The organism is Corynebacterium sp. 122RC1, from assembly GCF_024580955.1.
Classification (GTDB): Bacteria; Actinomycetota; Actinomycetes; order Mycobacteriales; family Mycobacteriaceae; genus Corynebacterium; species Corynebacterium kozikiae.
The window spans coordinates 19,788-42,780 of sequence record NZ_JANIKD010000008.1; the positions used below are offsets into that span (position 1 = coordinate 19,788).

The following is a 22,993-nucleotide window of genomic DNA, read 5'->3' on the forward strand; positions in this document are numbered from 1 at the left end:
GAAAGGTTCCCTGCAATAACAGAAGGGTATACTTCTTTCACAGGAATGCCGCGAACTCTATCTACCAGGTAAATTGTTTCGCTGTAAGATTTCGTTACGGCTCCTTGGGGCTGCTTCGCAAAGCAGTCACCCCAAACCCAAACCCGAACCTGATCCCAGCACCAGCGCGAGGCCCCTCAGGCTCTCCATTAAGGCATGTCCGGCCTATCGGCACGGTGCACCAGGATCTCGGAGAAGTCGTGATCACCGCGGTCGTTCTCTTGCTGCACCTCGAAAGACTGCAGCGCTGCTGCAATTGCGGGTAGAGGCAAGTTGGCCTCAGTGAGGATCGCGCGAACATCTTTGGCAATCGCATCAACGGTGAAGTCACCTGGGGCGGTGTCGCGTTCACCCAGCACAAACGGGCTCTTCATGTTTCGGATGAACTCGAGCCCAGTGGAACCCAGCATTTCCACCACTGTCTGCGCATCCACGCCCTGGGACTCTCCAAATAGCAAGGCCTCCTTGAAGCCCTGCGCGGTCACGGCAAGGGCCAGGTTCGCGATCAATTTCCCAGCCGCCGCTTGCCTTGGGGTGTCCACCTGCTTCACGCGCTCGGGGTTCGTTTCACCCCAGACCTTCACTACCTCAAAGACTCGCTGACGCACCTCCGCATCTGCCGAACCCACATACACGCCCAGCGCCCGATTCCGGGCGGGCCCAAGGGTGCCCACAACCGGCGTGGCAACGTAACTCGGCACCGCAGCCGCGAAAACTTCGGTGTCCTTCGGCGCAACCGTGGACGCATCTGCCCACGCAACCCCATCCGGAATGAGCCCCGGATCCACGATCACCTCTTGCACGGCGTTGGCATCAAACAGGCAGCTCACCACCAGCTCAGCGCCCGTGACTGCCTCCTCAGCGGTGTCTGTAACGCCCGCACCGGCGTCGGCAAGCGTCTGTGTCTTTGCTTTGCTGCGATTCCACACCGTGAGCTCGTGGCCATCCTTGAGCAACTGCAGCGCGAGCTCAGTGCCCAAGCGCCCCGTGCCAAGAAATGCAATCTTCATTGTGCTGCCTCCTGTTCGACCATGAAAAACCTGCTACTTCCACAACCTACGCCAGGATGCGGCAGGTGGCACGTGAGGGGGATCTTTACCGACGCACGCAAGCGCCCCGCCACACAAGGTTGAATGTGTGAGGCGGGGCGCTGCGGCAAAGGAGAGTAGGGGGAGCGGGTGATTACTCGTGGTCTACGTCTTCATCAACCCAGTCCAAGGTCTTGGACACGGCCTTCTTCCAGAGGCGGTACTGACGCTCCACCTCTTCCTTGTCCATGCTGGGCTCCCAACGCTTGTCCTCGGCCCAGTTATCAATCACGTCCTTCTCACCCTCCCAGAAGCCAACAGCAATACCTGCTGCGTAGGCTGCGCCGAGAGCGGTGGTCTCAATGACCTTTGGGCGGATCACTGGCACACCGAGCAGGTCTGCCTGGAACTGCATGAGGAACTCGTTGGCGGTCATGCCACCGTCTACACGCAGCTCCTCCAGGTGAACCTTGGTGCCTGCGGCGTCGGCGTCGGCATTCATTGCGTCCAGAACCTCGCGGGTTTGGAATGCGGTTGCCTCCAGAGCAGCGCGAACGATGTGTGCTCGGTTGACGTAGCGGGTCAGACCCACGATTACGCCGCGGGCATCTGGGCGCCAGTGTGGTGCGAACAGGCCAGAGAACGCAGGCACAACGTATGCTCCACCGGAATCCTCAACGCTGGTTGCTAGCTCCTCGGACTCGGAAGCGTGGTCGATCATGCGCAGGTTGTCACGCAGCCACTGGATCAGGGAGCCGGACACAGCCACGGAGCCTTCCAAGGCGTACACAGGATCAGCGTCACCGATCTTGTAAGCCACGGTGGTGAGCAGACCGTTCTCAGAGATCACAGGCTCGTTGCCGGTGTTCATGAGCATGAAGTTACCGGTGCCGTAGGTGTTCTTGGCCATGCCCTTTTCAAAGCAAGCCTGGCCGAAGGTTGCTGCCTGCTGGTCGCCGAGGATGCCGGCGATAGGGGTGCCGGCGAGCAGACCAGTTTGGCGGCCTTCACCGTAGACCTCAGAGGAGGAACGGATCTGTGGGAGCATGGACATTGGGATGCCCATGTCTGCAGCAATGTTCTCGTCCCATTCAAGGGTACGGATGTTCATGAGGAGGGTGCGGGACGCATTGGTGACGTCGGTGGCGTGCACGCCGCCATCCTTGCCGCCAGTGAGGTTCCATAGCACCCAGGTGTCGGTGTTGCCGAACAGCAGGTCGCCAGCCTCCGCCTTCTCGCGTGCGCCTTCTACGTTGTCCAGGATCCACTTGATCTTGGGGCCGGAGAAGTAGGTTGCCAAGTTCAGGCCGGTGATGTCATGGTACTTCCCAGGGCCGGCCTCGCCGCCGAGTTCATCACAGATCTTCTGCGTGCGGGTGTCCTGCCACACGATGGCGTTATATACAGGCTCGCCAGTGTTCTTGTCCCACACCACGGTGGTCTCGCGCTGGTTGGTGATACCCACGGCTGCGATCTCATGGTGGTTCACCTCTGCGCGAGAGAGTGCCTCACCCACAGACTTGCGGACGTTTTCCCAGATCTCCAGTGGGTTGTGCTCAACCCAACCGGCCTTTGGGAAAATCTGCTCGTGCTCGTGCTGGCCCACGCTCTTGATTTCACCCTGCTTGGTGAACAGGATTGCGCGGGAGCTGGTGGTGCCCTGGTCAATGGAGAGGATGTACTTCTTACGCTCTGGGAGGGAAGACATTATGGATGTTGCCTTTCTGTAGTCCACCTAAACCGCAGTCCGCGGCTGCTGCACCGAAGGTGCGAAACATTATGGAGGTGGGGGATTGCTGAGTTTAAGGAGTTTGCCGAGGATTTAGGCGGATTAGATTGCCAGAACCGCGGGGACGATCAGAGCCGCGAGGGTTGCACCGACCAGTGGCCCGGCGATTGGAACCCATGCGTAGGCCCAGTCGCTGGAGGGCTTGCCCTTGATTGGCATCAATGCGTGTGCGATACGAGGACCGAGGTCGCGTGCTGGGTTGATGGCGTACCCGGTGGGAGTACCAAGGGACAAGCCGATAGCAACAACGATGAGAGCCACAGCTAGTGGTCCGAGGCCGGAAGGAGTCTGGCCGGATGCCACAACGAAGCCCACGAGAACGAAGGTACCGATGGCCTCAGAGACAAAGTTCCAGCCGTAGGAACGGACAGCGGGACCAGTGGAGAAGATTCCCTTGGTGGTACCAGGCTCCGCAATATCAAAGTGCTTCTTGTATGCAAGGTAGGCAACCCAGGCGCCGATGAATGCGCCGATCAACTGTGCAACTACGTAGATCAGGAAGTTGGTGAATGTTGGAGCGATGCCTGGGGCGAAATCATTACCTGCAACGAGTTGGCCGATGGAAACAGCTGGGTTGAGGTGCGCACCAGAGGGGCCGGAAACATATACCGCAGCAAACACGGCGAAACCCCAGCCGAAGGCGATAGTGAGCCAGTCGGTATTCCGCGCAGCGGAATTAGGAAGGGTGACAGCGGCGCAGACACCTGCGCCGAGAAGAATGAGCATTGCGGTACCTAGTACCTCTGAAGCGAACGCACCCATGATGGTGGCGGTGCCGTCAGCGTTCACTAGGCCAGAAGCGAGGAGAGTACTCATGGAAAACCTCTTTCATTTGGGTTCCCCAAGAACCCCTGCGAGGTACGCAGCGGAACACTGGGGAAAGGAAATGTCAGGCCGGGAAGCCGGATGAGGCAAAACTTGTGGGTTTGCTGCTTTATCGCGGTGGTCGTGATTTGTACTGTTCGGAGGCGTGATTGCGATTAACAGCATGCTCGGCATCCCATTGCATTTGGATAAGAGAAATACAGTGAATGTCTTGTGTTACTAGGGAACTGCCTGCCTGCTCCCTCCTCAACCGCCAGTGGTTTGTACATTTAGGTGTACTGGCAACTCAGGCAGGGGAGCAGGAATGGTGATTCCCACGCAGGTGGTTGAGGTTTGCTCACTTGTAAGCGCAAACCTCAACCATGGCCAGCTAGGCCTTTTGGATTGGCTGGCGTGGAGCGATGTGGGTTGCACCAACTACCTCGGCTGCCGCCTCGGCATCGGTATCGTGTGTCTCAGCTGCGGCGATGGCCTCCACGCGCTCCTTGTAAGCGTCGAGCTCCTTGGTGCGGGTGGCGTCATCCCAGCCGAGTTCCTCAGCCATGATGTCCAGGACCTCTTCTGCGGCGGAAAGGCCGCGGTCCTTGGCTTCCAGATCAAGGCGAACCCTGCGCACCAGCACATCCTCAAGGTGCAGTGCGCCCTCGGTGCGCACGGCGCGGAGCACGTCGGCACGCAGGAATTGTGGGGCCTCCTTCAGCGGCTCGCCAAGGGAAGGATCTTCCTCGATTGCACTGATGACGTCGATGAGCTCGGCGCCGTAGCGTTCCAGGAGGTGCTCGGTTTGCTGGGAGGTCCAGCCCTGCTCGGTTGCCAGTGCCTCGGCGCGGGCAGCGAGTACCTCGTAGCCCTCAGCGCCTACGAGCTTGATGTTGGTGGTCACAGATGGCAGGGCCTTGGCGCGCTCGCCGAGGGCAAAGTCCACGGCGTCTTCAGCCATCACTCGGTAGGTGGTGAGCTTGCCGCCGGCGATCACGCTCATTCCTGGGGCAACCTCGGTGACAGTGTGCTCGCGGGATACCTTGGTGGAGGCCTTCTCAGAACCTTCCTTCAGGGTTGGCTGCAGAAGTGGGCGCAGACCGGCGTAGGTGCTGATGATGTCATCTTCCGTGAGGGCATCGTCTACGAGCTTGTTTGCCTGATCCAGGACGTATTGGATGTCCTTCTTGGTGGCCACTGGGCGTTCGATGTCCTCGTGGTAAGGCGTGTCCGTAGTACCGATGATCCAGTAGCGCTGCCACGGAATGAAGAAGAGCACCGACTTCTCAGTCTGGGTAAAGATACCGCTGGTAGCCTTGATTCGATCACGGGGGACGATCAAGTGGATGCCCTTGGATGCGAGCACCTTGAGGCCGGCATCCTTGGTGGCCATAGACTCGGACTCTTCGGTCCACACGCCAGTGGCATTAATGATGTGGTGTGCCTTAACCGTACGCTCTTCGCCGGTCTCCAGGTCCACAATCTTCGCGCCAACAACCCGGCCGGAGCTGTTCTTTTCAATGCCGACGACCTGCGTGCGCGAAGCAGCGAGGGCGCCGTAGCCTGCAGCGGTGCGAACCAGGTCAATAACCAGGCGGGCATCATCCACGCGGGCGTCGTAGAACTGGATTGAACCAGTAAAGACGTTGTCTTTGATGCTCGGGAAAATCTTTTTGGTACCGGACTTGGTGAAATGGTGCTGAGCTGGAACTGTGCGGTGGCCGCCAGCGCCAGCAAACGCCATCGTGTCATACATGCCAATACCAACAGCAGAGTAGGCACGCTCGATCACTGGCATCTTCAGTGGCCACAGGAATGGCTGAGCCTTCACCAGGTGTGGTGCGGTGCGCTCCAGGAGCAGGCCTCGCTCGCGCAGAGCCTCAGCAACCAGCTTAAAGTCCAGGTTGTAGAGGTAGCGCAGGCCGCCGTGCACCAGCTTGGTGGACCATGCGGAGGTACCCGCCGCCCAGTCGCCAGCCTCCACGACAGCCGTGCGCAGGCCGCGGGTTGCTGCATCCAGGGCAATACCGGCTCCAGTGACACCGCCGCCGATGACCAAGATGTCTACACCCTGATCATCGGACATGGCCTCCAGCGCAGCTTGGCGCTGTTCGGCTGAGAGGTAGGACTTGTGAGTAAAAGTGGCAGTCATTGCCTTGCCTTCCAAGTATCTGACGTGAAACTGATTTCGTTTCCTTATGCGTTTCCTTTACGGAACCGTTCTATTGCCCATTTGACGCCTGTGACCTCCACCGCTCAAGCCCGATGAACAAAGTTTCATCTATAGTTGAGCACTGATGAACAAAAGGAAAAACGTGGTGTACGAGGCCGCTCAGCTCTACTACGGTGAAAACCTTACGATGGAGCGCGTGGCGGAGCGTCTGGGCGTCTCTAGGCCCACTGTTTCCCGGTTGATCGCTGAGGCGCGGCAAACGGGAGTGGTGACCATCCAGATCCATCAAGAGATGCGTCCGCAAGACCCATTAGAGCAGCTCGTCGCGGAAAAATATCACGTGAATGCGCACGTTGTGCGTGCGCCGAGTTCCTATTCTGAGCTCCGCTGGATGCGATCAGTAGCCTCCGCGGGGGCAAAACTCGTAGACAGTTTGGTGGATTCAGGCACAACGCTGGGGGTGGCATGGGGGTCCACGGTGAGCGAGGTGGCTCAATACCTCCCCCGAAGGCTCTTGGAAGACGTTACGGTGGTCCAACTCAACGGCGCGGGCAATGCATGGAACACCGGAATTGCGTACTCCGGTTCGATTTTGGGACAAATCGCCTCCGCCTACGACGCTCACATGGTTCACTTTCCCGTCCCCGCTTTCTTTGATCACGCCGAAACCAAGGAAGCGATGTGGCGTGAGCGCAGCATCCGCAACGTGCTTTCGGTGCAGCGGGAGGCGCAGGTGGCGGTGTTCGGTGTGGGTGCGTTCGGTGGCAAGATTCCCTCCCACGTGTACGCCGGTGGCTACTTTGACAAGGTTCAGCAGGCGCAAGCCCGAGTGGCAGGGGTAGTAGGGGACATGTGCACCGTGATGCTGCGCGAGGACGGCTCCTGGGAGGACCTTGCCGTGAACAAGCGTGCAACGGGGCCAACGCCGAGAGATTTGAAAAAGATTGACCGACGCGTGTGCGTGGCGTCCGGTGCGCACCGCGCGGCGGCGCTGCGAGGAGCGTTGCGAACGGGTGCGATTACCGACTTGGTTGTGAGCAGTAGGCTTGCAGAACTCATTGTGTGATCTAGATTTCACAAAAGGTCTTCCCAAGTCTGCATCACAGCGCTATGCTGAGGCTTATCCAACAACTGCAGACGCTTACCGACGGTTCACCTCTTATGGTGTGAGCCAATCCTTAATAGGAACTCTCGCTTGGTTGTATAGGTCCGGCTTCCGTCCATTGGAGTTCGGCCGAATGCCTAGCGATGATTCTTGAAAGGTTGGCCCGCGGGCTGGTGCTTTGGAGGACAGTGGTCCTAGTGGTTCAGTAAAAAGTAATACGGAACTTGTTGAACGAGGGGCTGCGGTTTTCTTGAGGCATTGGCAGTAAGCGGGTGATCAGGGAGTGTTGTAGGAGCTGGAGCGTAATAATCCCGAGCATTTGCAAGGAGGTTCTATGGCAGTAAGTGAATCTGAAGGGCAGCACGCGTACCGCATTGCTTGCCGAGCGAGCGCCGGCAACGCCATGATCCAGACTTCCAAGCGCAAAGCATGCGCGAATCAGGAGCCATCCCTTGGAGGCAATGCGGGAACGCCCCAGCATCAAGTGCTTGCCTGGTAGCTGAACGCCTTGGCACCTACCTCCCCGCAGGAGGCCGCGGACGTGGCGCCGTGAAAGAAGATGCAGCCACTGAAACTTCCGCACACACAGCCCAAAGGCTTCGATGAGCGAAGCAGGCAAGGCATTTGAACCACTCACCCCAGTTCTTTGGGCGGCCTATTGTAGCTGCCACGGAGAGCTGGGCTGCTCATGTAAGCGGGCTGTGAGCGGTTGTGAAATTAGCTGCTTGAGCTGCTGATTTGTGAGTTTCCTTGCCTTGCATATACACTTCTGCAAGACCGCTTTCGAGCAGTTCGAACAAAGCCCCGTTCGTCTAGCGGCCTAGGACGCCGGCCTCTCACGCCGGTAACACGGGTTCAAATCCCGTACGGGGTACCAATGCGTGGTTTCTTAAAGCGCGTAGGAAACAACGAGGCAGCCAGTGAATATTCATTGGCAGCCTCGTTGCGTTTCGGGCTATTTGCTAGGATAGGGGCCCTACTACCCAGAACAAAGGAGTTCTGAGGCCACTGCATTCTGAGGCCACTGCATTGCGAAACGCTTTTGACGGGTGGTGGGCGATGCCATTGATGTTGAGTAAGGAGCGTGTGAATCCGGTGAAGATGTAATTTCCGCTCAGTTTCACTGAGGAGATACCGAAGTTACTTCTACCTGTTGGGATTCGCAATGCCTGAAATTGTTGTTGAAAACGTATCCTTTTCCTTTGGCTCCCGCCAGATTCTAGACCGAGTAAATTTGCACGTTTCAGCCGGTGAGCGGGCTTTCCTCATTGGCCCGAATGGGGTGGGAAAATCCACGCTGCTGAGGCTGCTCACTGGTGAGCTCACGCCTGATTCGGGTCGAGTTGTCACTGTGTTTGACCCGCAGACCATTCCAGATCCTGAATCCTTCCAAGGCAGTGTTGCACAATACCTCGATGCGGTACTAACGCCGTTCAGGGAGCTGCTTTCACGCTTTGAAGAAGTTACAGAAGCATTGGCTACGGATAGTGGCAAGCCGTCCCAGCTCCTGGAAACCGAATATGACCAGATCCTCGCTCGGTTGAATGCCCTCAACGTGTGGTCTCTGGATGCATTCGTGAGTGAAACTCTCGCGGGGCTCGGACTTGCAGAGTTTGCAGGGACCGGGATCGGGGCTGGAACAGGGACAGGAGCCGGAGGAGGGGCAGGGAGTGAGCGGATGCTACCTACTCTTTCACCTGGTCAGCGTGCGCGCCTCAACCTGGCCGGCCTTTTGATAGGCCAACCTGAGGTGTTGGTGCTGGATGAGCCGACTAATCATTTGGACAGTGAGGCCGTGCAGTACCTTGCAAATGTGATCCAGGATTGGGGCGGCCCGGTTCTGGTGGCTAGCCACGACAGAGCCTTCATTGAAAGCACCGCCACCGTGATTTACGACATGGACATTACTGTGTGGCAAGAACTCGCCAAGCTTGACGGCGAAACCATTGCAGGGGTGTACCGGAACGCGGGCAACTACACGGACTATCTCGCTGCAAAGGCGACGGCCCGTGCGAAGCATCAGCAAATCCATTCTGCGCAGCAGGCAGAGAAACGAGATCTCCAGGAGCACCGGCAGGAAAGCATGAAGATCGCGCGCGGCGGAGTTCGGGTGAAAACTGCGGATCGAAATGTAAAGAAGTTCTTTACCGATCGTGCAGCAGCCACATCGGTGAAAAGGACGCGCAAAGACGATGTTCGCCTGGAACGCCTCTCCCAAAAGGAGGTCCGCAAACCACGCCACTATAACCTCGAGTTTCCATCTTACGAACTGCCACCTCGCAGCGGCTTAGCTGTCTCGGTGAGGGACGCGGCGGTGGACGGCAGGCTCGCACCTGTCACCTTTGATTTGGCGCACGGTGAACACCTGTTGGTGACGGGGGAAAACGGTGCTGGTAAGTCAACCCTGTTGAACTGGATCGTCGCAGGGAGCCCACCTGAGGGGTTTGTGAGCAGTGGTGTGATCAGCAGAGATGAATCCGTCGGAACTGTTTTGCAGAGGCTCCCCGACGAAGCCGCCTCTGATTTTGATGCAGCAACGATGCGAAGTGGCATTGGGGAGGCAGGGAAGGGGATCCTGCATCCCTCGTTGTGGAGTACACCGATTAAGGATTTGTCCGCGGGGAATCAACGCCGTGCGCAGCTTGCTGTTGCTTTGGCAGCACGCCCTTCTGTGCTTGTGGTTGATGAGCCGACGAATTACCTGGACCTGGAGACGATGAACGCCCTCGAGGAGGCCTTCCGCAACTGGCAGGGGACGCTCATCATTGCCAGCCATGACCGTTGGTTGATTGACCACTGGCATGGGCGGCGCCTTCACCTCGAGCCTGTGCGGTAGCCGGCATTGAGATGTGATTGGGTGCGGGCCTCGTGTGGAGGAAGTCTCGCAACAACTAGCAGCACTGAGCAGCACTGAGCAAATGGCTCAGCCAAGCTCCCTGACTGATTGATTGCGTGGGAATGCTGTAAGCCGGAAGCCCCAAAGGGCGGCTTCCGGTTTTTCGCGTTTCCTGCCTCAGCCCCGAAGGCCGCAAACGCGCCCGGGAATGAGTTGAGGTCTGCTAGTGTTCCATTTAGTAGATATGACAACAAACCTTGAAAGTAAAGGAACGGAACCCGCCATGAGCACGGAAAACGCACACACCAATAATTCCCCAAAGCCATTGCAGTTTGGTTTGGATACGTTTGGTGACATCCCAACTCGCAACGGAGAATTGGTCACATATGCAGAAGCCATCCGCCAAGTGGTGAAGGAGGCACAGCTCGCAGACAAGTTGGGCATTGAATACATTGCGCTTGGAGAGCACCACAGGGATGACTTCGCAATTTCGAGCCCAGAGACCGTTCTGGCTGCAATCGCAAGCGTGACGGAAAACATCAAGCTCGGCACCGGCGTGACGGTATTGAGCTCCGATGATCCAGTCCGCGTTTTTGAGCGATTTGCCACGGTGGATGCTTTGTCAAACGGTAGGGCGTCGGTAATGCTAGGCCGAGGCTCCTTCACGGAATCCTTCCCATTATTCGGCTACGACCTGCGCGATTATGACGCCCTCTTTGAGGAGAAGACGGAGCTGTTTGCGGAATTGCTTAAGGAAAAGCCTGTGACCTGGGAGGGGCAAACGCGAGCAGCGCTGCGCAACGCTGATGTATTCCCTAAGACGGAGGCGGGCAGCATGGAAACATGGATCGGCGTGGGTGGTTCCCCGGAGTCGGTGGTTCGCACCGCGCGCTACGGCTTCAACTTGATGCTCGCCATCATCGGCGGCAGTGCGCGTCGTTTTGCTCCGTACGTTGACCTATACTTCCGTGCCGCTGAGCAGCTTGGCACCACGCCCGGTTTGGTGGGTGTGCATTCGCCTGGCTTCATCGCGCGGACCGATGAAGAGGCCCGCGAGCGGCTGTTCCCAACGTTCAAGCGGAACCGTGACCGGATCGGGCGCGAGCGTGGCTGGGGAGAGTTCACACGGCAGCAGTTTGAATTCGAGATTGAGCAGGGTGCGTTGTACGTCGGTTCGCCAGAGACTGTGGCGCGCAAGATTGCAGACACCGCGGAAGCCCTCCACCTGGACCGATTTGACCTCATCTACGGGCACGGGCAGCAGCCGGTAGAGGACCGCGAGCTTTCCATCCAGTTGTATGGAGAGGAAGTGATCCCACGCGTCCGCGAACTTCTCGCCGAGCGGGCCGAGCGGGCCGGACAGACCGGGCGCGCAGACTCCTCTGGATCCTCCGACAAGACCGTCGCTGAACAGGGCTAATCATGAACACGATTGCGATTTTGGGCGCCGGGAAGCTCGGTGTTGTCCTCGCGCAGCTCGGGCTGGGAGCCGGCTATACCGTGAAGGTAGCGGGCTCCGGTGACCCAAGCAAGATCGAGCTGACCATGAGCGTGTTGGCGCCGGGAAGCGAGGTAGGGCGCGCGGAGGAAGTGATTCCCGGTGCGGACGCGGTGATCCTGGCCCTGCCTTTGGGAAAGTTCCGCAATCTGCCTGCGGAAATGCTGAAGGACACGCTGGTGATCGACGCCATGAACTACTGGTGGGAGGTGGACGGACGCAGCCTGAACCCTGAGGAGCTCCTGCCGAGTTCCAGCGAGTTCGTCCAGCGCGAGCTGGGGCTCAAGCGCGTGGTCAAGGCCTTCAATCATATGGGCTACCACGACCTCGCCGACCACAGTCTGCCTCCGGGCGCCCCGGCACGCCTCGCAATGGCCGTTGCTGGTGATTCGCCCAAGGACGTGCGCGCCGCAGCCGAGCTGGTGGATTCCTTCGGCTTTGACCCCGTCCCGCTTGGGAGCCTGCACCAGGGCAAGGTGCTCGAGCCGGGGCAGCCCGGTTTCGGGGCGGCGCTGCCAAAGGACCGGCTGCAGGAGTTACTGGGGGTAGAAGGGGAGCATTAACGACGCCCCCAAGGGCCCCACTTCGGACAGGTGGTTCGTGGGGGTGCGCGTTGCATAATGATTGTTGTGACGCACAACGATCAGATATTGCAGCATCCACAGGGTGATTTCCTCAAGCCCCGTGGCGCTGCCATGCCCAGTACGAAGGTGTTGCACGCTATAAACGTGGTGGCCCTGTGCCATGAGGGGCAACTCCGAAAGGGCACGCGCTTGCCCTATATCTCTCACGTCTTCGGGGTGTATGCAATAACGTGTGCCCTCACCGAGCGTGAAGATGTGCGCATCGCGGCGCTGCTTCATGACGTAGTGGAGGACGCGCCTGATCGCTATAGCTTTGCCCAGATGGAAGTGGAATTCGGGCTGAAAGTGGCGAGCATGGTTCGCGCTGTTACCAAAGACGCCTCCATCAACAACTGGTGGGAGCGCAACCGTGCATACCTTGATGTGCTGAGCAGTGCGAAGACCGATCCAGGGGCAGTACTCGTGGCCCTCGCGGACAAGACGCACAATCTGCAGTCAATCCTGCAGGACTACGCGCAGGTTGGCGAGGCCCTCTGGGAACGGTTCAAAACGGGGAAACAGGGCGTGGCATGGTGGTACCGGGCCAACCTTGAGCTCTTTGAAAGCCGGATACCCAAGGCCTTGGAAGCAAGCCAATACCCTGCGCTTTGCGCACAATTGGAGGTGATTACCGGTGAGGGATAGTGTGCAATCCTGGAAACCAAAGGCCGGCGCGGCCTCTTGGTTCAAGGTTATCGTGGCAATGATGGCGTCGGTCCTTTTGGTGGTGTTGAGCGCGTGCGCTGCACAGCCGCAAAGTGGGGAGGCTGCAAGTGAGCAGGTTCCGTTGGGTAAGGCCTACGATTTCGCGTCCGTCTCCGCAGAAGGGCAGCAATGGCCTGTTCGCGGGCAATTTTATGTTCCTGAAGGTCGAAGCCTTGAGGACGCGTCGCTTGTGATTGTGAATCACCTGCGCTACCCAAACTGCACCGATGACACCTTTGCTCGTTCCTGCCCAGGTGGGGGATACCGCTACGACGAAGGCATGCGCTACCTCGGCGAAGCCTTGGCGCATGAAGGGTACGCGGTGCTCATCCCGGATCTCGGGGCGGTGTGGGAAGGTGGACTCCTGCACAGCCCCTATGATCAACCCGCAGTGTGGCAAGCGGTGGTGGCCGCAGCGTTAGAGGAAAATGCGCCGGGGTACGCTCCGCGGGAGGTGGGCATGTTCGTCCACTCACGCGCCGCGGGACTGGTGAATCTTGGCGCGCAGCAATTCGGGGTGGATAGCGTGTTTGCCTATGGGCCGTTCTATGACACCTTTGACCAGCAGGAATTCAGCCCACCGGCGCCCGACGTCTCCTATTTGGCCATTGACAGTTTTGATGACCAAGACGTAGGGCCTGCGGCAGCGATCTGGATGACACAGCACATCACCAAGGATCGAACCGAGCCAGCCTACGTAGCCACGCTAAACGGATATGGGCACACACTGATCAACCAAACGCTCGCGAGCGCCGGAAAAGACGACCGCGTTGCGTGTGACCTCCAGCCTTGCGCCTCGGTGGAGGAGCACCAAAACCTGGTACGAGACGTGGCGCTGGATTGGTTCGGGCAAACCTTGGGCAACAACAGCGCGCCAAGTGATTCCCGCTTCTCGGCCCAAATGCCTGCTGTGCCTGCGGCCTTGGCTGCCATGAATCCGCCGATGCTCGTCGCACAAGTTGCTCAATCCGCGCAGGAGACCGTAGTGCGAATTGCGCCGAAAGATATCGGGGCAGTGTGCAGCCGTGGCATTGGTGATTCTGCAGAAACTGCGCCAATGTGCACGGAACCGGACACCGGGGTGATGATGGCGATTAGCGAGGTCTCGCACATCACCACTGCCTCTGTGGACGTTTTGCAATACAAGCAAACGGCCCGCAAGATTGCGGTGCATGCCGCGCCTTTTGGGAGCAGCCCCGATGGCAGTTCCACAGTATTAAGGCTCACCCTGCGCTTTACTAATGGTCAGTCGCTGGAACTTGCAGCAGATGGCTCCCACCCCGCGCTGAAGAATCGGGAAACGGACGTGAGCTCAGGGCTGTATATTCCTGCCACCATTGAGTTTGCGCTCCCGGAGGAACTGCAGGAAATCCCAGTGGCGGAAATCGAGCTGAGTGCAAGTACACCAATAGAAGTGCGCGGCATCGATGTAGTAGGGGAGAAGCAGGCGGAGTAGCTGAGCGCGTGTTGGCTACACCGCAGCGGAAATTTGGGCAGCCGCGCGCACGATGTCCTGCTCCCAACGGGCGCTCGGAGTGGGGCGGAGGCGTTCCACTGGGCCAGAGATGGAAAGTACAGCGGTGAAAAGGCCTTCGTGGTCAAACACCGGGGCAGAGATGCTGGCCAGGCCCACTTCGCGCTCGGAAATAGACTCAGCCCACCCCTTGGTGCGAACCGCCAACAGCTCTTCTTCGGTGAAACTATGGCTGTGGGCCAGCACTTGACGTCGTAACGCTGGGGAAGAGTGAGCCAAGAACACCTTGGCTGCGCTCCCTGCAGAAAGGGGGAGCCTCGTGCCCACGGGGACCGTGTTTTGCAGCCCAATTGCCGGTTCTTGGGCCGCGATGCACACGCGCTGCTCCCCAGCGAGCTGGTAGAGCTGCACCGATTCGCCTGTGCGGGCGACGAGCTGGGTCATGATGGGATTGGCGGCGTCGATGAGCTGGTTGGCAGTGCCGGAACTAAGGGAATGCGTGACCGCGCCGATGGTCCATTTGCCCTCCGGGGTGCGGGCGAGGAGATGGTGGATTTCCAGGGCACTCGCCAAACGGTGGGCGGTGGCGCGGGGGAGTTCCGTGGCTGCGCAGAGCTCGGTGAGGCTCACAGGATGCTCGGCAACGGTGAGCAGGATTGCTACGGCGCGGTCAAGGACCTTAATGCCGCTCGTTGGCGAGGAATCTGTGTTAATCTTTCCCATGACATGATATTAGCATTCCATCTAGTGAGACAGCCACGAGGTGCCAACAGGCGTTTCCAAGCAGTTTCACTGCGTGGAGGGTGTGCCCATCCCACCAACAATACGGGATGGGTGGAAGCAGGAAAGAGGTGATTCGGACCATGACCAGCCCAGTGGATTCGAAGAAAGAAAAGCTCACTCTGGCCGAAAAAGTGTGGCGTGACCACGTAGTTTCCCAGGGTGAAAACGGTGAGCCGGATCTCATCTTCATTGACCTCCAATTGCTCCACGAGGTCACGAGCCCCCAGGCGTTTGACGGACTGCGCATGGCTGGCCGCAAGCTGCGCCACCCTGAGCTACACCTTGCTACCGAGGATCACAACGTGCCCACCGAGGGCATCGTTGCCGGTAGCTTGCTGGAAATCAAGGACCAGACCTCCCGCACCCAGGTGGAAACCCTGCGCAAGAACTGCGAGGAGTTTGGCGTGCGCCTACACCCGATGGGTGACATCAACCAGGGCATTGTCCACCAAGTTGGGCCGCAGCTCGGCGTGACCCAGCCAGGCATGACCATCGTGTGCGGCGACTCCCATACTTCTACCCACGGTGCCTTCGGCGCGATGGCTTTCGGCATCGGCACCTCTGAGGTGGAGCATGTGATGGCAACGCAGACGCTCTCGCTCAAGCCTTTCAAAACCATGGCGATCAACGTCAGCGGTGAGCTGCAGCCAGGCGTGTCTGCAAAGGACCTCATTCTTGCAATCATCGCCAAGATTGGTACCGGCGGTGGCCAGGGCCACGTAATCGAGTACCGCGGCGAAGCCATTGAAAAGCTTTCCATGGAAGCGCGCATGACCATCTGCAACATGTCCATCGAGGCAGGTGCTCGCGCGGGCATGATCGCCCCAGATGAGACCACTTTTGCCTATGTGAAGGGCCGCGAGATGGCGCCAACCGGCAAGGACTGGGACGAGGCCGTAGCCTACTGGAAGACCCTGCCCACCGACGAAGGTGCAGAATTTGACACCGTAGTGGAGATCGACGGCTCCGCGCTCACCCCATTTGTCACCTGGGGTACCAACCCAGGCCAGGGCCTTCCACTGGGGGCAAACGTGCCAAACCCTGAGGATTTTGGTGATGACAATGAGCGTGCCGCAGCTGAGAAGGCGCTGAAGTACATGGACCTCACCCCAGGTACCCCACTGCGCGACATCAAGATCGACACCGTGTTCCTGGGCTCCTGCACGAACGCCCGCATCGAGGACTTGCGTGCCGCAGCCGAGGTGGTCAAGGGTCGCAAGGTGGCGGACTCCGTGCGCATGATGGTGGTGCCCTCCTCTGCAATGGTGAAGGCTCAAGCCGAGGAAGAAGGCCTGGATCAGGTGTTCGTCGAGGCCGGTGCTGAGTGGCGTACTGCGGGTTGCTCCATGTGCCTCGGTATGAACCCAGACCAACTCAAGCCTGGCGAGCGATCCGCATCCACCTCGAACCGCAACTTTGAAGGCCGCCAAGGCCCTGGTGGACGGACTCACTTGGTGTCCCCAGAGGTTGCCGCAGCCACCGCAATCCTTGGAACCCTCGCATCCCCAGCGGACCTGCCAACTGCCTAACTAGCCGAACGCCTGCCGCCGAAGCCGAAGCCGAGACCATAACCGAGACCGAAGCCGAGACCGGAATCGGCACCAGAATTGGAATCGGAACCGGAATCGTGACGTGAGCTTTGGGGAGGTGAAACCCCTCACCAACGGCAAATGGCACATGGCAACGCAGGCAAAAAAAAGGAGCTTTGAAAAATGGAAAAGTTTGTCACCCACACAGGCGTTGGCGTGCCCCTGACGCGCTCCAACGTGGACACTGACCAGATCATCCCCGCGGTGTACCTCAAGCGCGTGACCCGCAGTGGATTCGAGGACGGCCTGTTTAGTAACTGGCGCAATAATGAGCCGGACTTTGTGCTGAACCAAGATGCCTACAAGGAGGGCTCCGTGCTGGTTGCCGGCCCAGACTTTGGTACCGGTTCCTCCCGCGAGCACGCAGTGTGGGCACTCATGGATTACGGCTTCCGTGTGGTGTTCTCCTCCCGATTCGCAGACATTTTCCGCGGGAACTCAGGAAAAGCTGGACTGCTGGCAGCGCAGATGGAGCAGCAGAACATCGAGTTGCTGTGGAAGCAGCTCGAACAAAACCCCGGTGCGGAAATCACCGTGGACCTCGATGCGCGCACCGCAACCTGCGAGGGCAACGTCTACTCCTTTGACGTAGATGACTACACTCGCTGGCGCCTCATGGAAGGCCTCGATGACATCGGGCTCACCCTGCGCAAAGAAGAAGAGATTCAGGAGTTCGAGGCAAAGCGTCCAAGCTTCAAGCCAAAGACCCAGTAAACATCCCTGAACAGCACAGGGATAGCCCAACGGGAACGAAAAAGGCGCAGCATCCCTTACGCTGCGCCTTTTAGTATGCCTACTTCACCGGCAGTGGCCCTTCAATATAATCCGCCCCTGTGAGCTCTCCTTCATGAAAGCTCAACACCCAAATTGAGCCCTTCTTGGCTTTCACCTCGTCAAGCGGCAAGCGCCCGCGGGAGGCGAGCCACGCGATGGCGTCGGGAATGATGAATCCCTGCGCAAACACCACCGACGTGCCGCCCTGGTAAATCAACTCCTCGATCTTTCGTTTGGATTGGTTCATGTTGCTGATCCAGCCGTCGTCGCCGAAGGAGTTATCTACCAGCACGTCAAGGCCCAAAGCTTGAGCTGTAGGTGCGGCGGTGTGTTGGCAGCGCTCGGGTTCCGCAGAGATCAGCCTGTCCGGGGCGTAAGCCTGCAAGAGGGGTGCAAGGTAGTCCGCTTGCCTGCGGCCCTTCTTGTCCAACGGGCGAAGGTAGTCATTGCCACTCCAATTCTCCCGGTGGTGTGCCCGGCCGTGGCGCACAAACAGGATTCGGCAATCAGAGGGCACCGCAAGGCGTTTCTGCGCCTTGTCCAGAATCTGCCGATCCACCTCGTAGCTCAGGTGTTGGCGGGCGGAGGCGAAGTCGAGCCACACAAGTTCACCAACCTCGTTGTTCGGGTGGAAGTTGCCGGATTGTGCCTTGGCCGTCCAGTAGTAGACCACCTTCGTGCGGTCACCAACCGGGTAGGTCACCTTGCCCAGCAGTTTGCCCATCACTACGGAGTAACCGGTCTCCTCCAGGATTTCCCGTGCCGCCGTGACCACCAAAGACTCGCCAGGGTCCACCTTGCCCTTGGGTAGCGACCAATCGTCATAGTGCGGACGGTGAATCACTGCCACTTCCACACCTTCCGGAGTGCTGGGATTTTCCCGCCACACCACTGCCCCCGCAGCCAGCGTTGAGCGGCGGAACTCTTTGGCGGCGTTGTTCCGAATCACCTGGTAGCGGCCTGTAATGTGCAGCGCAGAGCGTTGATCTTTGTCTTGTTCGTGCATGTTGGCCATGGTGCTCCCTGTTTTCGATAGTGCAAGCCGAGGGTGGTTCTCCGGCGGAACTCACTGGATGAAACATTACTCCCACGGCAGCTTTGCCACAGCTCGGCAAATTGACTGTGCCCGCAGACTTTGCACGTACACTAGACATTTAGCAGTGCCTCTGATCACCCCGGCGCAGATCAACTGATTCCGGCATCCCGGTGGGAGGCGCAAGTGAAAAGTAGGCGCAAGCGAGTAGCAGGAAAGAAGGCGGTGCGCATGAAGGTTGCGGTAATGGGTGCAGGTTCGTGGGGAACCACGCTGGCCAAGGTATTCGCGGATGCCGGTTGCCGCACCACGCTGTGGGCCCGGCGTGCAGAAGTGGCCCAGGAAATCAATGAGCAACGCACCAACTCCCGCTACCTGGAACAAGTGCAGCTCCCCGAAGCGCTGGAGGCCACCGCTGACGCCGCTGAGGCGCTGGACGGCGCTGAAATTGTGGTGTTGGGCGTGCCAAGCCAAACCCTTCGGCCAAATCTGAGCGAATGGGCCCCGATGATCTCCAACAATGCCACGTTGGTGTCTTTGGCAAAGGGCGTGGAAAAGGGCACTTTTAAGCGCATGAGTCAGGTGATCGCGGAGGTTTCCGGCGCCGCCCCTGAGCGGATTGCGGTGCTGTCGGGGCCAAACCTTGCCCGCGAAATCGCGTTGGAACAGCCTGCGGCAACAGTGATTGCCTGCGAGGACCACAATCGCGCGCAGTTGGTTCAGGCGGCCTTGTCTGCTCCCTATTTCCGCCCGTACACCAATACGGACGTCGTTGGCGCGGAAATCGGCGGTGCATGCAAGAATGTGATCGCGTTGGCCTGCGGCATGTCTGTGGGCCGCGGGATGGGGGAGAACACCGTGGCCATGCTCATCACTCGTGGCCTCGCGGAAATCACGAGGCTCGGTGAAGCCATGGGCGCCGACCCACGCACCTTCGCAGGCTTGGCAGGCCTCGGCGACCTCGTTGCCACCTGCACCTCGCCGCTTTCACGCAATCGTAGTTTCGGCGAGCGGCTGGGCAAGGGTGGCACGCTTGACGACGCCCGCGAGGCCACACACGGCCAGGTTGCAGAGGGAGTGACGAGCTCACAATCCATCCACGAGCTGGCCAAACTGCAAGGTGTTGAAATGCCCATCACCACCGCCGTGTATGCGGTGTGCCACAAGGGAGTAGACGTTGGTGATACCGTGGCAGCCCTCATGGGGAGGTCTAAAAAACCTGAATGATCGCCGTTGTGAGCGTGTGCCCGCCGCGGTTGCAAGGCGTGGAAAGGGTAGAGTGAGTGCTCGTGAGTGACATCAATCAAGCATCCACCAACTCGGCAACTGATCTGGCAGTTGATTCAGCACTTGGACACGAGGCACCTGGGAAGATCAAGGTGGCCATCGTGTACGGCGGGCGCAGCTCTGAACACGAGGTTTCTTGCGTCTCCGCAGGGGCTATCCTGAGCCACTTGGACCCGGAGCGTTTTGAGTGTGTGCCAGTGGGTATCACCAAGGACGGCGTTTGGACGGTAGGGGAATTTGACCCCGAAAAACTGCGCACCGTAGACCGCGTGATGCCCCAGGTGGAGCTGGTCCGCGAAGTTACGCTATCCCTCAACCCAAATAGGGCCGGTGAGTTCCGCTTTACCGACGGCGAACTCTACGCCAAGGTGGACGTGATCTTCCCGGTGCTCCACGGCCCCTACGGTGAAGACGGCACCGTACAAGGTCTCTTTGAACTTTCCGGCGTGCCGTATGTTGGCACCGGCGTATTGAGCTCCGCATGTGGCATGGACAAAGAGTTCACCAAGAAGCTCCTCGCCGCTGAGGGCCTTCCAGTGGGTAAAGAAGTGATTCTACGTGGCAACCAAGAACTCACGCAGGCGGACAAAGACCTGCTTGGACTGCCCGTGTACGTCAAGCCAGCCCGCGGTGGATCCTCCATTGGTATCTCTCGAGTGACCTCTTGGGAGGAACTGCCTGCGGCAATGGCGTATGCGCGCGAGTATGACCACAAGGTGATTGTGGAATCGGAAATTGTCGGTGAAGAAGTTGAGTGTGGTGTGCTGGAGAAAGCCGACGGCACTATCGTGTCCTCTGTGCTCGCCCAGCTTGCCGATACCCACGGCGGAGCTGAGGGTTTCTACGGCTTTGACACGAAGTACCTGGACAGCGTGGTCACCGCGCATATCCCGGCACCGCTCGATGCGGAAACCACCAAGCAGGTGCAACTGCTCGCTGCGGATGCTTTCCGTGCGCTGAATTGCCATGGCCTGGCGCGCGTGGATTTCTTTGTCACCGCCAACGGCCCAGTGCTCAATGAGGTGAACACCATGCCAGGGTTTACTCCCATCTCCATGTACCCCAAGGTGATGGAGGCCTCCGGCATTGCGTATGCGGACCTGCTAGCCATTCTGATCGAGCGCGAGCTTCCGGCGCGCTAAATTCTGCATCTAGCCTGAACGGAATTGCTTGAGGGTGTTGCTTGTGGTGCGGGCTTAGAGCTCGCCTTCTTGCGGTGAGGAGTGCTCAACCAACGCCTCGCCCGCCGGAACAAGCACGGAATCCACTGCAGCCTGTGGGGTGCTGACGGCCAGGATGATGTCACGCCCAAGGCCGTACCAAACCGAGGCGGTGGTGCCGTTTCCTAGGGTGGTGTCTTCAAACCAGGCGATCTCATTGATCTGCTGCAACTGTGCGCCGGCCTCGTAGGACTGGGGGAAGTCAACCGCGCAGCGAATCACCACAGCCTCATGGCCAGGTGCCACCCACGCCCGGGAGTAGCCTTCCAAAGCCTGGGCTTTGGGGCCATTTTCAACCGCGTCGATCGCGTCAATCGCGGTGTAGGTGGGACCGGTGCCAAAGGTTTCAGGCAGAGAGGCCAAAAGGTCCTCGCAGCGTTGCGCTAAGTCAGCACCTTCTGAGCCACCGGATGTTCCACCGGCCTCGATTGCGGTTGTGAGCTGCGCGAGCGGGGTCGGATTGAACGCCGCTTGACGGACTTCCAGCGAGTCCATGGCTGCGCTGAGTTCGCCTGTGGGCGCGGTGTGTGGGGCGCTGGCGTCGTCGGCAGTGATTGCCACAACCGGCCAACGGTTCACTGAGTACCAAGTGCGCATCGTGGATTGCGGGGTGGTGTCCGCGACCTCGAGCCAGTGTGTGCCGGACTGTTCGGAAATCAGCGACAGCGCGTTGTACTGCAAAGGCAAATCCACGCCACAGCGCAAGGTGATGCGGGTTTGGGAATCCTGCTGCCACGCGGCGGCGCCGTTGGGTGCGGGCTCAACCAGCTCGGCGCGGTCAAGGCCTAGGAGTTCCTCGGGGAGGGTGGCTACGAAGTCTGCGCACTCTGCGGAGTTGGCATCGGGGGTGTCCAGCACGCTCATTGCCACGGGCTGGTTCGCCGCTTTCTCATACACCATTTTGGCCCCCACCAGCACAGCCACAACCAGGGCTAATGCGAGGAAGAGAGCGAGGAGCATCGGCCAGTTGCCGCGCCAAAATTGTTGTTTGGAGGTGGGAGTGGACTGGCTGGGCGAACTCATAGGGAACAATTCTACAACGCTGCCCTAGGAGGCCCAGCTCCCAGCCCCAAGGCCCGAGAGCCCCGAGAGCCCGAGACCCGAGGACCGAGCCTCGAAACTACTCACTTTCATCCCTTGAAGCCCCCGCGAACCGCGAACCGCGTGCCGCCGTACATCCGCCTTTGCTCTGCGGGCTATTGTTGGTGCGAAGGATGAGGAGCCGAAATTGAAACGGATTAACCCCACACTCGCGGAGGTAGGCGAGCGGAAAGCGATTAACACCATCATCGCGCACGCTCCGAGCAGCCGAAATGGCGACGATGCCGCCGTGCTCAGCCACGCCGCCCCAAATTCGCGCACCGTAGTGACTACGGACATGCTGGTGGAGAACCGCCACTTCACGCTGGACTGGTCCACCCCCGCGGAAATTGGGCGCAAAGCCATCACCCAGAACTTTGCAGACATCGAGGCGATGGGCGCCAGGCCTGTGGCTGCGCTCCTGGCCATCTCCGCGCCGAGCTACACTCGGCTCGAATTCATCTCCGAGCTGGCGCGAGGTATCTCGCAGCGGGTGAAGGACTACCACGCGGAACTCGTGGGCGGGGACATCACTGACGGTGAACAAATCGTCCTTTCTGTCACCGCAATCGGCCAGCTTGGAGGTTCCATTCCGGCACTGACGCTGGACGCCGCCAAGCCGGGGCACATCATCATCGCTTCAGGCGAGATCGGTGCATCTGCGGCGGGGCTTGCGCTACTCCGCAGGTTTGGCAGGGAAGAGATGCCCACGGAGTTCTTGCCGTTGCTTCGCTCGCACTGCCAGGCACACGTTCCGCCAGGGCGCGGATTCGTGGCTCGTTCTGCCGGTGTGTCAGCCATGACCGACAACTCAGATGGCCTCGTTGCAGACCTTGGTACCATGGCCCGCCGCTCCGGGGTGATCATGGACCTGCAGGCAACTGCGCTGGAACCTAGCCCTCTCATGCGCCTCGCCGGCAAGGTACTCGACCAAGATCCGTGGCAATGGGTACTTTCCGGCGGCGAGGACCACACGCTACTGGGAACCACCGCGCATGCCGCACCCACGGGGTTCCGCCAGATCGGGGTGGTGCGCAAAGCGCAGCACCATCAGCATCACCAACAGCATGTGCTTCTTGACGGCACCTGCGTTGATCAATTCGAGGGATGGAATTCATTTCCCGGGGTTCGTACGGAAGCGAAAGCAGAGTGA

Annotated in this window: 18 protein-coding genes and 1 tRNA gene; 12 read left to right on the top strand and 7 right to left on the bottom strand. The window is 59.3% G+C overall.

Going from position 1 to position 22,993, the window contains the following annotated elements:
- Positions 1–188 precede the first annotated feature (188 nt).
- The 4 genes from NQ050_RS05430 to NQ050_RS05445 form a co-directional block, all read right to left on the bottom strand.
- Complete coding sequence (locus tag NQ050_RS05430) at positions 189–1,049, bottom strand: NAD(P)-dependent oxidoreductase (RefSeq protein WP_257038278.1); 861 nt, start codon at positions 1,047–1,049, stop codon at positions 189–191.
- Between the two features lie 172 nt (positions 1,050–1,221).
- Positions 1,222–2,775: a glycerol kinase GlpK gene (glpK, locus tag NQ050_RS05435; protein WP_257038279.1), complete on the bottom strand. Its 1,554-nt coding sequence runs from the start codon at positions 2,773–2,775 to the stop codon at positions 1,222–1,224.
- 123 nt (positions 2,776–2,898) lie between these two features.
- Complete coding sequence (locus tag NQ050_RS05440; protein WP_373456434.1) at positions 2,899–3,672, bottom strand: MIP/aquaporin family protein; 774 nt, start codon at positions 3,670–3,672, stop codon at positions 2,899–2,901.
- A gap of 379 nt (positions 3,673–4,051) precedes the next feature.
- Positions 4,052–5,812 carry a glycerol-3-phosphate dehydrogenase/oxidase gene (locus tag NQ050_RS05445; RefSeq protein ID WP_257038280.1) on the bottom strand — a complete coding sequence of 587 codons (1,761 nt, stop codon included), beginning with the start codon at positions 5,810–5,812 and terminating at the stop codon, positions 4,052–4,054.
- 145 nt (positions 5,813–5,957) lie between these two features.
- Between NQ050_RS05445 and NQ050_RS05450 the strand changes: the two genes are divergently transcribed.
- From NQ050_RS05450 to NQ050_RS05480, 7 genes are all read left to right on the top strand, one after another.
- Positions 5,958–6,899 (top strand): sugar-binding transcriptional regulator, encoded by a 942-nt coding sequence (locus NQ050_RS05450; protein ID WP_257038281.1) that lies wholly within the window; start codon positions 5,958–5,960, stop codon positions 6,897–6,899.
- 840 nt (positions 6,900–7,739) lie between these two features.
- Positions 7,740–7,815: transfer RNA gene (locus NQ050_RS05455), tRNA-Glu, on the top strand.
- 288 nt (positions 7,816–8,103) lie between these two features.
- Positions 8,104–9,774 (top strand): ABC-F family ATP-binding cassette domain-containing protein, encoded by a 1,671-nt coding sequence (locus NQ050_RS05460; RefSeq protein ID WP_257038282.1) that lies wholly within the window; start codon positions 8,104–8,106, stop codon positions 9,772–9,774.
- A gap of 283 nt (positions 9,775–10,057) precedes the next feature.
- Positions 10,058–11,194, top strand: a complete 1,137-nt coding sequence (locus NQ050_RS05465) for an LLM class flavin-dependent oxidoreductase (protein WP_257038283.1) — start codon at positions 10,058–10,060, stop codon at positions 11,192–11,194.
- A gap of 2 nt (positions 11,195–11,196) precedes the next feature.
- Positions 11,197–11,835 (top strand): NADPH-dependent F420 reductase, encoded by a 639-nt coding sequence (locus NQ050_RS05470; RefSeq protein WP_257038284.1) that lies wholly within the window; start codon positions 11,197–11,199, stop codon positions 11,833–11,835.
- Between the two features lie 66 nt (positions 11,836–11,901).
- Positions 11,902–12,540 carry an HD domain-containing protein gene (locus tag NQ050_RS05475; protein WP_257038285.1) on the top strand — a complete coding sequence of 213 codons (639 nt, stop codon included), beginning with the start codon at positions 11,902–11,904 and terminating at the stop codon, positions 12,538–12,540.
- A gap of 1 nt (position 12,541) precedes the next feature.
- Positions 12,542–14,056 carry a hypothetical protein gene (locus NQ050_RS05480; protein ID WP_257038286.1) on the top strand — a complete coding sequence of 505 codons (1,515 nt, stop codon included), beginning with the start codon at positions 12,542–12,544 and terminating at the stop codon, positions 14,054–14,056.
- A 15-nt stretch (positions 14,057–14,071) separates the two neighbouring features.
- Here NQ050_RS05480 and NQ050_RS05485 read toward each other — a convergent pair whose 3' ends face one another.
- Entirely contained in the window at positions 14,072–14,797 is a 726-nt protein-coding gene (locus NQ050_RS05485) for an IclR family transcriptional regulator (RefSeq protein ID WP_257038287.1), read from the bottom strand.
- A 140-nt stretch (positions 14,798–14,937) separates the two neighbouring features.
- Between NQ050_RS05485 and leuC the strand changes: the two genes are divergently transcribed.
- Complete coding sequence (gene leuC, locus NQ050_RS05490) at positions 14,938–16,386, top strand: 3-isopropylmalate dehydratase large subunit (protein ID WP_257038288.1); 1,449 nt, start codon at positions 14,938–14,940, stop codon at positions 16,384–16,386.
- Between the two features lie 183 nt (positions 16,387–16,569).
- The gene (leuD, locus tag NQ050_RS05495) at positions 16,570–17,160 is read left to right on the top strand and encodes a 3-isopropylmalate dehydratase small subunit (RefSeq protein ID WP_257038289.1); all 591 of its coding nucleotides are present in this window, start codon (positions 16,570–16,572) and stop codon (positions 17,158–17,160) included.
- Between the two features lie 79 nt (positions 17,161–17,239).
- Here the strand turns inward: leuD and NQ050_RS05500 are convergent, their stop codons facing one another.
- Entirely contained in the window at positions 17,240–18,235 is a 996-nt protein-coding gene (locus NQ050_RS05500; protein ID WP_257038290.1) for an NUDIX hydrolase, read from the bottom strand.
- 249 nt (positions 18,236–18,484) lie between these two features.
- Between NQ050_RS05500 and NQ050_RS05505 the strand changes: the two genes are divergently transcribed.
- Together NQ050_RS05505 and NQ050_RS05510 are read left to right on the top strand one after the other, a co-directional pair.
- Positions 18,485–19,480: an NAD(P)H-dependent glycerol-3-phosphate dehydrogenase gene (locus tag NQ050_RS05505; protein WP_257038291.1), complete on the top strand. Its 996-nt coding sequence runs from the start codon at positions 18,485–18,487 to the stop codon at positions 19,478–19,480.
- A 104-nt stretch (positions 19,481–19,584) separates the two neighbouring features.
- On the top strand, positions 19,585–20,682 hold the full coding sequence (locus NQ050_RS05510) for a D-alanine--D-alanine ligase family protein (RefSeq protein WP_257038333.1): 1,098 nt from the start codon (positions 19,585–19,587) through the stop codon (positions 20,680–20,682).
- 54 nt (positions 20,683–20,736) lie between these two features.
- Here NQ050_RS05510 and NQ050_RS05515 read toward each other — a convergent pair whose 3' ends face one another.
- A complete protein-coding gene (locus tag NQ050_RS05515; protein WP_257038292.1) occupies positions 20,737–21,783 on the bottom strand; it encodes a DUF3515 domain-containing protein in 1,047 nt (348 codons plus the stop codon).
- Between the two features lie 205 nt (positions 21,784–21,988).
- Between NQ050_RS05515 and NQ050_RS05520 the strand changes: the two genes are divergently transcribed.
- The gene (locus NQ050_RS05520; protein WP_257038293.1) at positions 21,989–22,993 is read left to right on the top strand and encodes a thiamine-phosphate kinase; all 1,005 of its coding nucleotides are present in this window, start codon (positions 21,989–21,991) and stop codon (positions 22,991–22,993) included.

Bases quoted from the DNA above. Each gene is read 5' to 3' on its own strand.
- glpK (WP_257038279.1), bottom strand. From the start codon at position 2,775: ATGTCTTCCCTCCCAGAGCGTAAGAAGTACATCCTCTCCATTGACCAG.
- NQ050_RS05470 (WP_257038284.1), top strand. From the start codon at position 11,197: ATGAACACGATTGCGATTTTGGGCGCCGGGAAGCTCGGTGTTGTCCTC.
- NQ050_RS05515 (WP_257038292.1), bottom strand. From the start codon at position 21,783: ATGAGTTCGCCCAGCCAGTCCACTCCCACCTCCAAACAACAATTTTGG.
- NQ050_RS05445 (WP_257038280.1), bottom strand. From the start codon at position 5,812: ATGACTGCCACTTTTACTCACAAGTCCTACCTCTCAGCCGAACAGCGC.
- NQ050_RS05485 (WP_257038287.1), bottom strand. From the start codon at position 14,797: ATGGGAAAGATTAACACAGATTCCTCGCCAACGAGCGGCATTAAGGTC.
- NQ050_RS05460 (WP_257038282.1), top strand. From the start codon at position 8,104: ATGCCTGAAATTGTTGTTGAAAACGTATCCTTTTCCTTTGGCTCCCGC.
- leuD (WP_257038289.1), top strand. From the start codon at position 16,570: ATGGAAAAGTTTGTCACCCACACAGGCGTTGGCGTGCCCCTGACGCGC.
- NQ050_RS05465 (WP_257038283.1), top strand. From the start codon at position 10,058: ATGAGCACGGAAAACGCACACACCAATAATTCCCCAAAGCCATTGCAG.
- NQ050_RS05505 (WP_257038291.1), top strand. From the start codon at position 18,485: ATGAAGGTTGCGGTAATGGGTGCAGGTTCGTGGGGAACCACGCTGGCC.
- NQ050_RS05440 (WP_373456434.1), bottom strand. From the start codon at position 3,672: ATGAGTACTCTCCTCGCTTCTGGCCTAGTGAACGCTGACGGCACCGCC.
- NQ050_RS05430 (WP_257038278.1), bottom strand. From the start codon at position 1,049: ATGAAGATTGCATTTCTTGGCACGGGGCGCTTGGGCACTGAGCTCGCG.
- NQ050_RS05500 (WP_257038290.1), bottom strand. From the start codon at position 18,235: ATGGCCAACATGCACGAACAAGACAAAGATCAACGCTCTGCGCTGCAC.
- NQ050_RS05450 (WP_257038281.1), top strand. From the start codon at position 5,958: ATGAACAAAAGGAAAAACGTGGTGTACGAGGCCGCTCAGCTCTACTAC.
- leuC (WP_257038288.1), top strand. From the start codon at position 14,938: ATGACCAGCCCAGTGGATTCGAAGAAAGAAAAGCTCACTCTGGCCGAA.